Source organism: Streptomyces sp. NPDC018693 (genome assembly GCF_044391385.1).
GTDB lineage: Bacteria > Actinomycetota > Actinomycetes > Streptomycetales > Streptomycetaceae > Streptomyces.
In genome coordinates this window covers 307,993-321,333 of record NZ_JBIRZZ010000006.1, presented here as the reverse complement: position 1 = coordinate 321,333, position 13,341 = coordinate 307,993, and the positions used below count along the sequence as shown (strand labels likewise).

Sequence of the window (13,341 nt, the reverse complement as noted above, 5' to 3'; positions counted from 1 at the left end):
GCCGTCGGCCGGTCCGGAGCGGGGCTGTCAGCTGGTCCAGAAGTCCCACCAGCGGGTCAGGACCAGCATGCCGATGATGCCGATGTGCAGCACCGGCAGCACCCAGGTGAACTCGCCGAAGAAGTTCTTCAGCCAGTTCGGCGCGGGCAGGAAGCCGTTCCTGATGTTGAACGAGGTCACATACCAGAACATGATGATCGTCGCGACCCAGGCCAGGGAGCACCACAGGCACAGGGCGTTGATCCGGTACAGCGACTGGAAGGTCAGCCAGGCGCAGAAGCTGACGCCGAAGAGGGTGCCGGCGTTGAAGGTGAGCCAGTACCAGCGCGGGAAGCGGGCGCGGGCCAGCAGGCTCATGCCGACGCAGACGACGATGCCGTAGGCCACCAGGCCGAGCATCGGGTTGGGGAACCCGAAGACGGACGCCTGCTGGGACTCCATGACGCTGCCGCAGGAGACGACGGGGTTCAGGCTGCAGCCCGGGACGAACGTCTTCCCCTCGACCTTGGCCTCGAGCAGCTTGAACTTGTCGATCGTGATGACCCACGCGGCGAGCAGACCGGCCGCGCCGGTGATCACCAGAAGAAGCGCGAAGGCGCGGCCGGCCCCCGCCGTCCGCGGCGCGGCCACTTCGGCGCCCTCCGGTTCGGACACCGTGGAGACGTCTTTCACTGTCGTCTTGCTCATCAGGCCGATTCCGTCTGCTCGGGGAGTGGGACCTTCTTCGGGCAGGGGCCATTGTGCCGCACCCACCCATGTGTCCACCGTTCGCTGGACATAAGGAGGCACCACGATCGTCTCTCCGCCGCCCGGTGTCTGGGAATCGTCTGGCCGGACGAATCGGGGCACACGGAGTTGACGGGCGGAGAACGGGGGGCGGCAGGGTTGATCCCCTGCCACCCCGCTGCCTCAGCCCAGCCGGGACTCCAGCTCCGCGACGATCTCGTTCACACCGACCGCCGTCTGCTCGCCGGACTCCAGGTCCTTGAGCTGGACGACGCCCTCGGCGAGGTCCCGCTCGCCGGCGACGATCGCGTAGCGGGCCCCGCTGCGGTTGGCGTTCTTCATGGCGCCCTTGAGGCCCTTGCCGCCGTACGCGAAGTCCGCCGCGACGCCCACCTTGCGCAGTTCGGTGACCTTGGCGAACAGCAGGCGGCGGGCCTCCCCGCCGAGCGGGACCGCGTAGACGGCCGTGGTGGAGGGGATGTCGAGCCGCACGCCCTCCGCCTCCAGCGCGAGGACCGTGCGGTCCACGCCGAGGGCCCAGCCGACCGACGGCAGCGCGGGGCCGCCGATCATCTCGGACAGGCCGTCGTAGCGGCCGCCGCCGCCGACCGCGGACTGGGAGCCCAGGCCGTCGTGGACGAACTCGAAGGTCGTACGGGTGTAGTAGTCGAGGCCGCGGACCAGCTTCGGATCGTCCTCGAAGGCGACGCCCGCCGCGCCGATCAGCTCACGGACCTCCTCGTGGTACGCCTTGCAGGCGTCGCACAGGTAGTCGCGCAGCAGCGGGGCGCCGGTCAGCTGCTTCTGGACGGACTCCCGCTTGTCGTCGAGCACCCGCAGCGGGTTGATCTCGATGCGGCGGCGCGTGTCCTCGTCGATGTCGAGGCCGCGCAGGAAGTCCTGGAGGGCGGCCCGGTACACCGGGCGGCACTCCTTGTCGCCCAGGCTGTTGAGCAGGATGCGGAAGTTGCGCAGGCCCAGCGAGCGGTACGCCTGGTCGGCCAGGATGATCAGCTCGGCGTCCAGCGCCGGGTCCTCCGCGCCGATGGCCTCGGCACCGACCTGGGAGAAGTGGCGGTAGCGGCCCTTCTGGGGACGCTCGTAGCGGTAGTACGAGCCGGAGTACCAGAGCTTGACGGGCAGGTTGCCGGTCTTGTGGAGGTTGGCCTCCAGCGCGGCGCGCAGCACGGACGCCGTGCCCTCGGGGCGCAGCGCCAGCTTGTCGCCGCCCTTGGTCTCGAAGGCGTACATCTCCTTGGTGACGATGTCGGTGGACTCACCGACACCGCGCGCGAACAGCTCCACGTTCTCGAAGCCGGGTGTCTCGATGTAGCCGTAGCCGGAGGCGCGCAGCGGCGCGGCGATCGCCTCGCGGACCGCGAGGTAGGCCGCGGAGTCCGGCGGGATCAGGTCGTACGTGCCCTTGGGGGCCTGAAAGGTGCTCACGGAAGGTCTCTCGTCACATTCCTCGTCGGGGAGCGGCGGCGGGATCCGCGCTGTGCCCCTGGCGGTCTGCCGCCACCTGCCGCAGATACGGGTTGGTGGCGCGCTCCTGGCCGATGGTCGTCTGGGGGCCGTGGCCGGACAGCACCACGGTGGAGTCGTCGAGCGGCAGGCACACGCGGGCCAGCGACTGGAGCATGTCCTCCATGGAGCCGCCCGGCAGGTCGGTGCGTCCGATGGAGCCGGCGAACAGCAGGTCCCCGGAGAAGAACACCGACGGGATGTCGGTGGTCTCGGGAAGCCGGAAGGTCACCGACCCCTTGGTATGGCCCGGCGCGTGCGCGACGGTCAGCTCCAGACCGGCCAGTTCCAGCTTCGTGCCGTCGGTCAGCTCACGGACGTCGTCCGGCTCCCCCACGGTCAGCTCGCCCATCAGCGGCATGCCGATGGACCGGCCGAGCGCCTTCTCGGGGTCGCTCATCATGTAGCGGTCGTCGGGGTGGATCCAGGCCGGTACGTCGTGCGCGCCGCACACGGGGACGACCGAGGCCACATGGTCGAGGTGGCCGTGGGTGAGGACGACGGCGACGGGCTTGAGCCGATGCTTCTTCAGCGCTTCCTCGACTCCTGGGGCGGCCTGATGGCCCGGGTCGATGATCACGCACTCCTCACCGGCGGCGGGGGCGACGAGGTAGCAGTTCGTCCCCCAGGCCCCGGCGGGGAACCCGGCAATGAGCACGATCGTCCTTCGTTTGTATCGATACGGGTGGCTACGACTTCCGTCCGAGCCTACCGGCGCTGCCGATTCCTCAGCGAACCCATATACGGTACGGGGCAACACAGACGGACGTATGAGGAGACAACCCGGTGGTCACCCAGGAACAGCGGCGGCGGCAGCTCGCCCGGGAGAAGTTCTTGCGGCAGCAGCAGCGGCGTACCGAGGCGCGGCGGAAGGCGAAGGTCCGCAACTCGGTCATCGCGTCGGTGCTGGGCGTGGTCCTGGTGGGCAGCCTCGCGCTGTACACGACCGGAGTCCTCAAGGAGGACAAGGACGACAAGGCCAACGCGAGCGCGACGGCGGACGCCACTCCCAGCCCCACCCCGGTCGAGGACCCCTGCGAGAAGCCGGCGGCCGGCGAGGTCAAGACGCAGACGTGGGAGAAGGAGCCGGCGATGTCGATCGACAAGTCGGCCAAGTACACGATGAAGCTGGCCACGACGTGCGGCGAGATAGACGTCGCCCTGAAGACCTCGGCGGCCCCGCGCACGGTCAACTCGTTCGACTTCCTGGCCGGAAAGGGCTACTTCGACCACACGAAGTGCCACCGCCTCACCACCAACGGCATCTACGTGCTGCAGTGCGGCGACCCGACGGGCATGGGCACCGGCGGTCCCGGCTACACCATCCCGGACGAGAACCTGAAGGACGCGAGCCTGAAGGACGACATGTACCCGGCGGGCACGGTAGCCATGGCCAACACGGGGCAGGCGAACAGCGGAGGCAGCCAGTTCTTCCTGGTCTACGAGGACAGTCCGCTGCCGCCCAGCTACACACCGTTCGGTACGGTGTCCGCCGAGGGCATGGAGGTCCTGAAGAAGATCGCCGCCGCGGGGGAGAACACGGGAGCCGGTGACGGCGCCCCGAACGCGACGGTCGTGATCGACAAGGCGACGGTCACGAAGTCCTGATGACCAGGGCGGCCAAGCGGAATTTCGGTCGCGCTGGATGCGGACAGGCGGCCTGCCGGTCGCCTATGTTGGCCGTGACGAAACTGTGGACGATGCCCGGGGGTGCTGAGGCCCTCCGCAGGCATCATGTGGAGGAGGCGCTGTGAGCAGCGACCCGTGGGGCCGCGTCGACGAGACGGGGACCGTGTACGTGCGTACGGCCGACGGCGAGCAGGTCGTCGGTTCCTGGCAGGCCGGCTCCCCTGAGGAGGCGCTGTCCTACTTCGAGCGCAAGTACGAGGGCCTGGTTGTCGAGATCGGCCTCCTCGAGAAGCGTGTGCAGACGACCGACCTGTCGGCGAAGGACGCCCAGACGGCCATCGACCATCTGCGGGAGCAGGTGGACGCCCATCACGCGGTCGGCGATCTGGACGCGCTGCGGGCCCGGCTGGACAAGCTGGTGCAGACCGTCGAGGCGCGGCGTGAGGAGCGCAAGGCGCAGCGGGCCAAGCAGTCCGACGAGGCCCGCCGGGCCAAGGAGGACCTGGTCACCGAGGCGGAGCAGCTGGCACAGTCCGACCAGTGGCGGGCGGCCGGTGAGCGGTTGCGCGCCCTGGTGGACACCTGGAAGGGGCTGCCGCGGCTGGACCGCAAGTCGGACGACGAGCTGTGGCACCGCTTCTCGCACGCGCGCTCGGCGTTCTCCAAGCGCCGCAAGGCGCACTTCGCGCAGCTGGACGCGCAGCGGGAGGAGGCCCGCCGGACCAAGGAGCGGCTGGTCGCCGAGGCCGAGGCGCTGTCGGGTTCGACGGACTGGGGGCCGACGGCCGCGCGCTACCGCGAGCTGATGGCGGAGTGGAAGGCCGCCGGCCGTGCCCAGCGCGAACACGAGGACGACCTGTGGAACCGCTTCCGCGGCGCCCAGGACGTCTTCTTCGCGGCGCGCAGCTCGGTGTTCGCAGAGCGGGACGCGGAGCAGGCGGAGAACCTGAAGCTGAAGGAGGAGCTGGCCGAGGAGGCCGAGAAGCTCCTGCCGGTCGGCGATCTGAAGGCGGCGCGGGCCGCGTTCCGGCAGATCAACGAGCGCTGGGAGGCCATCGGCCATGTCCCGCGGGACGCCCGGCCGAAGGTCGAGGGCCGGATGCACGCCGTGGAGCGGGCGATCCAGGAGGCCGAGGAGGCCGAGTGGCGTCGTACGAACCCTGAGGCACGCGCGCGGGCCGAGGGTCTGACCGGTCAGCTGCAGGCCGCCGTGGACAAGCTGAAGGGCCAGATCGAGCAGGCTCGTGCCCAGGGCAACACGTCCCGGGCCGAGAAGCTGGAGCGGGAGCTGGAGGGCCGCCAGGCCCTGCTGGACCAGGCGCTGAAGGGTCTGCAGGAGTTCGGCGGCTGACCCCGCCACCCCGAACAGGCGGAAGCCCCCGTACCTCGGGTACGGGGGCTTCCGCCTGTTCGGGCGGGTTACGGCCTGCGGGCCGATGTCACGCGGTACACGTCGTAGACGCCCTCCACGCCCCGTACGGCCTTCAGGACGTGTCCGAGGTGCTTGGGGTCGCCCATCTCGAAGGTGAAGCGGGAGGTGGCCACCCGGTCGCGGGAGGTCTGGACGGCCGCGGACAGGATGTTGACGTGCTGGTCGGACAGGACGCGGGTGACGTCCGAGAGGAGGCGGGAGCGGTCCAGGGCCTCGACCTGGATGGCGACGAGGAAGACCGAGGACTGGGTCGGTGCCCACTCGACGTCGAGGATGCGCTCGGGTTCACGGGACAGTGACTCCACGTTGACGCAGTCGCTGCGGTGAACCGATACGCCACTACCGCGCGTGACGAAACCGATGATCGGATCGCCGGGGACGGGCGTGCAGCAGCGGGCCAGTTTCACCCAGACGTCGTCGACGCCCTTGACGACCACACCGGGGTCGTTGCTGCTGCGCCGCTTGCGGCCACGGGTGCGGGACGGCGGGACCGCCTCGTCGATCTCCTCGGTCGCGGCCTCCTCGCCGCCGAGGGCCTGCACCAGCTTCTGCACGACGTTCTGCGCGGCGACATGGCCCTCGCCGATCGCCGCGTACAGCGAGGAGATGTCCGGGTAGCGCATCTCGTGCGCCAGGGTGACCAGGGAGTCGCCGGTGAGGATGCGCTGGATCGGCAGGTTCTGCTTGCGCATCGCGCGCGCGATGGCGTCCTTGCCCTGCTCGATGGCCTCGTCGCGGCGCTCCTTGGAGAACCAGGCCCGGATCTTGTTGCGGGCGCGCGGCGACTTGACGAAGCCCAGCCAGTCGCGGGACGGGCCTGCGCCGGCCGCCTTGGAGGTGAAGACCTCGACCAGGTCGCCGTTGTCCAGCGTGGATTCCAGCGGTACGAGTCTGCCGTTGACCCGCGCTCCTATGGTGCGGTGGCCGACCTCGGTGTGGACGGCGTACGCGAAGTCGACCGGGGTGGCACCGGCGGGCAGCGCTATGACGTCGCCCTTGGGGGTGAAGACGAAGACCTCGTTGCGGGAGAGGTCGAAGCGCAGCGACTCCAGGAACTCGCTGGGGTCCTCGGTCTCCTTCTGCCAGTCCAGGAGCTGCCGGAGCCACGCCATGTCGTTGATGGCGTCCTTGTCTTTGCCGGAGGACTTGGGCGCGTCGGTACGGACCTTGGAGGCGCCGGCCACGGCCTCCTGCTTGTACTTCCAGTGCGCGGCGATGCCGTACTCGGCGCGGCGGTGCATGTCGAAGGTGCGGATCTGCAGCTCGACCGGCTTGCCGTTGGGCCCGATGACCGTCGTGTGCAGCGACTGGTACATGTTGAACTTGGGCATCGCGATGTAGTCCTTGAACCGCCCCGGAACCGGGTTCCAGCGGGCGTGGACCGTGCCGAGCGCCGCGTAGCAGTCGCGGACGGTGTCCACCAGGACGCGGATGCCCACCAGGTCGTAGATCTCCGCGAAGTCACGGCCGCGGACGATCATCTTCTGGTAGACGCTGTAGTAGTGCTTGGGGCGGCCGGTGACGGTGGCCTTGATGCGGGCGGCGCGCAGGTCGGACTGGACCTCGTCGGTCACTATGGCCAGGTACTCGTCACGCTTCGGTGCCCGTTCGGCCACCAGCCGTACGATCTCGTCGTACATCTTGGGGTAGAGGATCGCGAAGGCGAGGTCCTCCAGTTCCCACTTGATGGTGTTCATGCCGAGGCGGTGGGCGAGCGGCGCGTAGATCTCCAGGGTCTCGCGCGCCTTCTTCTCCTGCTTCTCGCGCTTGAGGTAGCGCATGGTGCGCATGTTGTGCAGGCGGTCGGCGAGCTTGATGACCAGGACACGCGGGTCCTTGGCCATGGCGACGACCATCTTGCGCACGGTCTCGGCCTGCGCGGCCTCGCCGAACTTGACCTTGTCCAGCTTGGTGACGCCGTCGACGAGGAGGGCGACGACGTCGCCGAAGTCGCGGCGCAGGTCGTCGAGGCCGTACTCGGTGTCCTCGACGGTGTCGTGCAGCAGGCCGGCCATCAGGGTGGCCGGGTCCATGCCCAGCTCGGCGAGGATGGTGGTGACCGCGAGGGGGTGCGTGATGTACGGGTCGCCGCTCTTACGCTTCTGGCCGCGGTGCCAGCGCTCGGCGACCTGGTATGCCTTCTCGATCTGGCGGAGGGTCGCGGTCTCGATCTTGGGGTCGTTGCTGCGGACTATCCGCAGCAGCGGTTCCAGGACCGGGTTGTAGGGGTTCGCGCGCTGGACGCCGAGGCGGGCGAGGCGGGCGCGCACGCGGTTGGAGGAGCCGGTGCGGGCGGGCGGCTGCGCGGCGGCGGGGCGACCGGCGGAGGTGCCGGTGGACGGGCCGGCAGGGCGCTCGGGCGGGGCCGGCTTGGGGCGCGGGTGCTCGGCCGGCTTGTCGACGGGCGCGGTGCGGCCGTGCTCGACCGGCCCGCGGGTGTCGTTCTGCGCGTGTGACGCGGGCTTCGCCGCGGGGGCCGAGGCGGACTCGGGCTTGGCGGCGGTCAGGTGCTGGGCCTCGTCTGGCAAGAGGACTCCTCGTGCGCGATCCGGGTCCCCCGGTCAGGCTCCGGAGCACCCATCGTAGCGATCCTGCGCCCCAGGATCGCCTTCAGGCCGTTGTGAGGGCCTTGTACCGGAGAAACGCAAGGGGCGGGCGCCGGATTCCTCCGGGCCCGCCCCGATGCGGTACGTCGGTAAGACGGTCAGCTTGTCATACGGTCAGCAGGGATTCCACCGGCGCGCCGTTCAGCGCCGCCTCCAGGCGGGGCCGGCCCGCCAGGAAGCCCAGCTCCATCAGGACGGCGACGCCCGCGACCTCGGCGCCCGCACGATGGATGAGCTGGATCGACGCCTCGGCGGTGCCGCCGGTGGCCAGCACGTCGTCGACGATCAGGATGCGGTCGCCGGACGTGAGGTCCTCGGCGTGCACCTCGATCTCCGCCGAGCCGTACTCCAGGTCGTACGCCTGGCTGAGGGTGGCTCCGGGGAGCTTGCCCGCCTTGCGTACGGGGATGAAGCCGAGGCCCGCGCGGACGGCGACCGGGGCGCCCAGGATGAAGCCCCGGGCCTCCAGGCCGACGACCTTGGTGGCGCGCGTGCGCTCGGCGATCTCCGCGAGCGCGTCGGTGAGCACCGTGAACGCGGACGGGTCGGCGAGCAGCGGGGTGATGTCCTTGAACATCACGCCGGGCTCCGGGTAGTCCGCCACGTCGCGGATACGGCTGAGCAGCAACTCCTCGATGCCGGTCATCGGCGCTTCCCGGAGGGTCGGCCACGGCCGCGGCTGCGCGGACCGACCACCGCGGGTGCGGCGTCCTCGGGCTCGTCGCCGCCGTCCGTCGCCGGGCCGTACTCCGCCTCGGTGGCGGCCTGGGCCCGCTTGGCCAGGACACGCTTGCGCAGGGCCTTCAGCTGCGGCTCGCGCTCCTTGAAGTCGGCGACGAGCGGCGTGGCGATGAAGATCGAGGAGTACGCACCGGCCGCGAGGCCGACGAACAGCGACAGCGAGATGTCGTTGAGCGTGCCCGCGCCGAGGAAGCCGCCGCCGATGAACAGCAGGCCGGCCACCGGCAGCAGCGCGACCACCGTGGTGTTGACCGACCGCACCAGGGTGCTGTTGATCGAACGGTTGGCGACGTCGCTGTAGGTGAAGCGGGTCTGCTTGGTGATGTCCTTCGTCTGCTCCTTGAGGGAGTCGAAGACGACGACCGTGTCGTACAGCGAGTAACCGAGAATGGTCAGCAGACCGATCACCGTGCCCGGTGTGACCTCGAAGCCGACGAGGGCGTAGATGCCGACGGTGATGGTGATGTCGTGGATCAGGGCGACGAGCGCCGCGAGGGCCATGCGCCACTCGAAGGCCATCGCCAGATAGATCACGACGAGGACCATGAAGATCGCCAGGCCCTGCCATGCCTTGTTGGCGATCTGGTCGCCCCAGCTCGGGCCGACCAGGTCGGCGTTGATCTGCTCCGGGTCGACCTTGAAGTCCTCGGCGAGGGCGGTCTTGATCTGGTCGGACTGCTGGGTGTCCATGCCGGCGATCTGGATGCGCAGGCTGCCGTTGCCGAGCTTCTGGACGACCACCTCATGGCCCGAGGCTTCGTGCGCGTACTCCTCCGCCTGGGAGACCGAGACGCTGGTCTTCGGGGTGGTGAAGATGGCACCGCCCTGGAAGTCGATGCCCATGTTCAGGCCGCGCACCGCCAGGCCGACGAAGGCCGTGATGGTGATCAGGATGGAGATGCCGTACCAGAGCTTGCGGTGGCCGATGAAGTCGTAGCTGACCTCGCCACGGTGCAGTCGGGCGCCGAGGTTGCCGAGTTTCGACATCGCTCACGCCTCCTTCGTCTCGACGGGGCCGGCGACGGGACCGGCGGGGCGGCGGGTGCGGCGCAGCGGCGGCTTGGCGCCCAGGCTCTTCGGGTCGAGGCCGGACCACTTGTGGCCGTCGGAGAAGAACTTGTGGCGGGCGCAGATCGTCATCAGCGGCTTGGTGAAGAAGAAGACCACGACGACGTCGAGAACGGTGGTCAGGCCGAGCGTGAACGCGAAGCCCTGCACCTTGCCGACGCTGACCACGAACAGCACCGCGGCGGCGAGGAAGGACACGAAGTCGGAGACCAGGATGGTGCGCCGGGCGCGCGGCCAGGCCCGCTCGACGGCGGGGCGCAGGGAGCGGCCCTCGCGGATCTCGTCCCTTATGCGTTCGAAGTACACGATGAACGAGTCCGCGGTGATACCGATGGCGACGATGGCACCGCAGACGGCCGGCAGGTTCAGCGCGAAGCCGATGGCCGGACCGAGCAGCGACATGATCGTGTAGGTGAGAGCCGCGGAGATGAGCAGCGAGAAGATCGCGATGAGCGACAGGCCCCGGTAGTAGACCAGCAGGTAGATCACGACCAGCGCCAGACCGATGGCGCCCGCGAGCAGACCGGCGCGCAGCTGCTCACCGCCGAGCGCGGCGGTCACGGTGGTCACGCTCTGCTCCTTGAAGGAGAGCGGGAGGGCACCGTACGACAGCATGTTGGCGAGGCCCTGGGCCTCCTCCTGCGTGAAGCTGCCGGAGATCTGGGCCTGGCCGCCGGTGATGGCGGTGCGCACGTACGGGCTGGAGACGACCTCGCCGTCCAGGACGATGCCGAACTCGTTCTGCGGGGGGCTGTTCTGCGCGAGCTGGCCGGTGATGTCCGCGAACTTGTCGGCGCCCTTGCCGGTGAAGGTCATGTTGACCTGCCAGCCGGCGGCGGTCTGGGTGTCGAAGACCGCCTGGGCCTTCTTCACGTCGGTGCCGTCGACGGCGGCCGGGCCGAGCAGGTACTTGTACCAGACGCCCTCGATCTCGCCGCAGGCCACGATCGAGTCAGTGGGCTTGGTGCCCTCGGCGGCCTTGGCGCGGGCGGCCTTGTCGGTGCAGTCCAGGGCCGCGTACTTCGCCTGGAGCGCGGCGTCGTCGGAGCCGGCCGCGTCGCCGGTTGGGGCCGCCGAGGGGCTGGCGGAGTCGGACGGGCTCGCGGTGGCGGACGGCGAGTTGGTGGGGTCGGCCTTCAGCGCGTCGGTGACGGCGCGGCCCTGTGAGGTCGCGGAGGCCGACGGGGAGGGGGACGCCGACGAGGTCGCCTCGTCACCGGTCGCCGAGGCGCTCGGCGAAGGGCTCGCGGAACCGCCGGGGGACGCGCTCGGCGAGGGGCTCGGGGCGGCGGGGCCGGTGGGCTCGCTGGCCAGGACCGGGCGGAAGTACAGCTTGGCGGTGGTGCCGACCTGGGCCCGGGCCTCCTCGGAGTTCGTGCCCTTGGGGATGTTCACGATGATGTTGCGATCACCCTGGGTCTGCACCTCCGCCTCGGAGACGCCCAGACCGTTGACACGGCGGTGCATGATGTCGACCGCGGTGTCCATGTTGGCCTTGTTGATCGCGGATCCCTGGTCGGCCTTGGCCTCGAGCGTGATGCTCGTACCGCCGGCAAGGTCGATGCCGAGGCGTGGCTTGGTCTGACCGGTGGCGAACATGCCCCCGGTGAGCCCCACGATGGCGATCAGGATCAGGACCAGCGAGCGCCATGGCTTGCTCTGGGCGCTCGCGCTCCGGCCCTTTTTAGGTGCTGCCACCTTCTCGTACTCCCTCTCGGGCCGCTCCGCGCCGGATCAGCGGGCGGACGGCCATGACTGGTGTCGGGACCCCTGCGTCAGATCGTCATGGTCCGGGGCGCGCGGCCAGTCCGGCCCGCGCGCCCCGGACCATGACTACTTCGCGTCGGTGTCGCCGTCGGTCTTCTTCGCCTCGTCGCCCGTCGTCGCCTCGGCGGCCGGGGTCTCCTCGGACGGCTCCTCGGCCGACTCCTTCTTGCCGAGGTCGACGGACTTGTCGTCGTCGGAGGCGGCGGCAGCGTCGGCGGCGGACTCGTCGGTCTCGGTGAGGGAGGAGGCGTCGTCCGGGACGACGTCGGCCTTCAGGTCGTGCTCGATGCCGTGCACGATGCGGTTGTACTCGTCGTCGGAGAGCACGGCCGCGATCGCGTTCTTGGCGAACAGCAGCTCCACGCCGGGGCCGGCGTCGAGGAGGACCGTGTCGTCGCTGGCCTCCTTGACCGTGGCGTACATGCCGCCGATGGTGCGGACGCCCGAGCCGGGCTGCATCTGGTTCCGCATGTCGGCGGCCTGCTGCTGCTTGCGCTTGGCCGAGCGGGTCATCAGGAACATGGCCCCGATGAGCACGATGAACGGGAGGAGGGTCACGAGGCTATTCACGGGACGACATTTCCTTCGCACGACCGCGGACGTGAGCGGCCTGTTTGGATGGGGGTGTGTGTGCCGCCGACAACGGCGGCATCGGCGGAGTCTAAGCGAGTCCCCGCGCAGGGAACAACGCTCAGCATGGCACCCGGGTTCCTGCTCGGGCCACTGCGCTCGCCGTCACAGCTGCATCACGTCCTGAACGGCACGTGTGTCACGTCCCGAACAAGTCCTGTTGTCCGTTTCCCCCGGCGGACGAGCGCGGCGGGGTGAGACCGAGGTGCGTCCAGGCGGCGGGCGTGGCGACACGGCCGCGCGGGGTGCGGGCCAGCAGGCCCTCGCGGACCAGGAAGGGCTCGGCCACCTCCTCGACGGTCTCGCGCTCCTCCCCCACCGCGACGGCCAGCGTGGACAGACCGACCGGGCCGCCGCCGAACAGCTTCAGCAGGGCCTCCAGGACGGCACGGTCCAGCCGGTCGAGACCGCGTCCGTCGACCTCGTACACGGCGAGGGCGGCGGAGGCGATGTCGCGGGTGATGACGCCGTCCGCCTTGACCTGCGCGTAGTCGCGCACCCGGCGCAGCAGACGGTTGGCGATACGAGGGGTGCCGCGGGAGCGGCCGGCGATCTCGGCGGCGCCGTCGGCCTCGATGTGGACGTCGAGGAGGCTCGCCGAGCGGTGGACGACGCGCTGCAGCTCGACGGGCTCGTAGAACTCCATGTGCGCGGTGAAGCCGAAGCGGTCGCGCAGCGGGGGCGGCAGCAGGCCCGCGCGCGTGGTGGCGCCGACGAGGGTGAAGGGGGGCAGTTCGAGCGGGATCGCGGTCGCGCCCGGCCCTTTGCCGACGATGACGTCGACGCGGAAGTCCTCCATCGCCATGTAGAGCATCTCCTCGGCGGGCCGGGACATGCGGTGGATCTCGTCGAGGAAGAGGACCTCACCCTCCTGGAGGGAGGAGAGGATCGCGGCGAGGTCGCCGGCGTGCTGGATGGCGGGCCCGGAGGTGATGCGGATGGGGGCGCCCATCTCGGCGGCGATGATCATCGAGAGGGTGGTCTTGCCGAGGCCCGGGGCGCCGGAGAGCAGCACATGGTCGGCGGTGGCTCCCCGCGCGCGTGCGGCGCGCAGGACGAGGTCGAGCTGCTCGCGGACCTTCTCCTGGCCGATGAACTCGTCCAGGTCCTTGGGGCGCAGGGCGGCCTCGACGGCCTGGTCCTCACGGTCGGCGACAGAGTCCACCAGCCGCTCGGGGGCGGCGGTGTCGGTCGTGTCGTCCCAGTTCACTGAAGTCT

General features: G+C 69.9%; 11 protein-coding genes. 2 read left to right on the top strand and 9 right to left on the bottom strand.

Going from position 1 to position 13,341, the window contains the following annotated elements:
* Positions 1-27: 27 nt before the first annotated feature.
* The 3 genes from ACH5AC_RS18910 to ACH5AC_RS18900 form a co-directional block, all read right to left on the bottom strand.
* Positions 28-687: a vitamin K epoxide reductase family protein gene (locus ACH5AC_RS18910; RefSeq protein WP_398863020.1), complete on the bottom strand. Its 660-nt coding sequence runs from the start codon at positions 685-687 to the stop codon at positions 28-30.
* A gap of 222 nt (positions 688-909) precedes the next feature.
* On the bottom strand, positions 910-2,172 hold the full coding sequence (hisS, locus tag ACH5AC_RS18905) for a histidine--tRNA ligase (RefSeq protein ID WP_398863019.1): 1,263 nt from the start codon (positions 2,170-2,172) through the stop codon (positions 910-912).
* A 13-nt stretch (positions 2,173-2,185) separates the two neighbouring features.
* Entirely contained in the window at positions 2,186-2,908 is a 723-nt protein-coding gene (locus ACH5AC_RS18900; RefSeq protein WP_398863018.1) for an MBL fold metallo-hydrolase, read from the bottom strand.
* Between the two features lie 128 nt (positions 2,909-3,036).
* Here ACH5AC_RS18900 and ACH5AC_RS18895 point away from each other — a divergent pair, with 128 nt between their 5' ends.
* A complete protein-coding gene (locus ACH5AC_RS18895; protein WP_398863017.1) occupies positions 3,037-3,858 on the top strand; it encodes a peptidylprolyl isomerase in 822 nt (273 codons plus the stop codon).
* 142 nt (positions 3,859-4,000) lie between these two features.
* Positions 4,001-5,230 carry a DUF349 domain-containing protein gene (locus ACH5AC_RS18890; protein WP_398863016.1) on the top strand — a complete coding sequence of 410 codons (1,230 nt, stop codon included), beginning with the start codon at positions 4,001-4,003 and terminating at the stop codon, positions 5,228-5,230.
* 68 nt (positions 5,231-5,298) lie between these two features.
* Here ACH5AC_RS18890 and ACH5AC_RS18885 read toward each other — a convergent pair whose 3' ends face one another.
* The 6 genes from ACH5AC_RS18885 to ruvB all read right to left on the bottom strand — a co-directional run bounded on the left by ACH5AC_RS18885 (position 5,299) and on the right by ruvB (position 13,333).
* On the bottom strand, positions 5,299-7,839 hold the full coding sequence (locus tag ACH5AC_RS18885; protein ID WP_398863015.1) for a RelA/SpoT family protein: 2,541 nt from the start codon (positions 7,837-7,839) through the stop codon (positions 5,299-5,301).
* A 184-nt stretch (positions 7,840-8,023) separates the two neighbouring features.
* On the bottom strand, positions 8,024-8,563 hold the full coding sequence (locus ACH5AC_RS18880; RefSeq protein ID WP_398863014.1) for an adenine phosphoribosyltransferase: 540 nt from the start codon (positions 8,561-8,563) through the stop codon (positions 8,024-8,026).
* Complete coding sequence (gene secF / locus ACH5AC_RS18875; protein WP_398863013.1) at positions 8,560-9,645, bottom strand: protein translocase subunit SecF; 1,086 nt, start codon at positions 9,643-9,645, stop codon at positions 8,560-8,562. Before secF ends, ACH5AC_RS18880 begins: the two co-directional genes overlap by 4 nt.
* 3 nt (positions 9,646-9,648) lie before the next feature.
* The gene (gene secD / locus ACH5AC_RS18870) at positions 9,649-11,424 is read right to left on the bottom strand and encodes a protein translocase subunit SecD (RefSeq protein ID WP_398863012.1); all 1,776 of its coding nucleotides are present in this window, start codon (positions 11,422-11,424) and stop codon (positions 9,649-9,651) included.
* Positions 11,425-11,559: 135 nt separating this feature from the next.
* Positions 11,560-12,063: a preprotein translocase subunit YajC gene (gene yajC / locus ACH5AC_RS18865; RefSeq protein WP_398863011.1), complete on the bottom strand. Its 504-nt coding sequence runs from the start codon at positions 12,061-12,063 to the stop codon at positions 11,560-11,562.
* Positions 12,064-12,262: 199 nt separating this feature from the next.
* Positions 12,263-13,333 carry a Holliday junction branch migration DNA helicase RuvB gene (gene ruvB / locus ACH5AC_RS18860; protein WP_398863010.1) on the bottom strand — a complete coding sequence of 357 codons (1,071 nt, stop codon included), beginning with the start codon at positions 13,331-13,333 and terminating at the stop codon, positions 12,263-12,265.
* Positions 13,334-13,341: the final 8 nt, after the last annotated feature.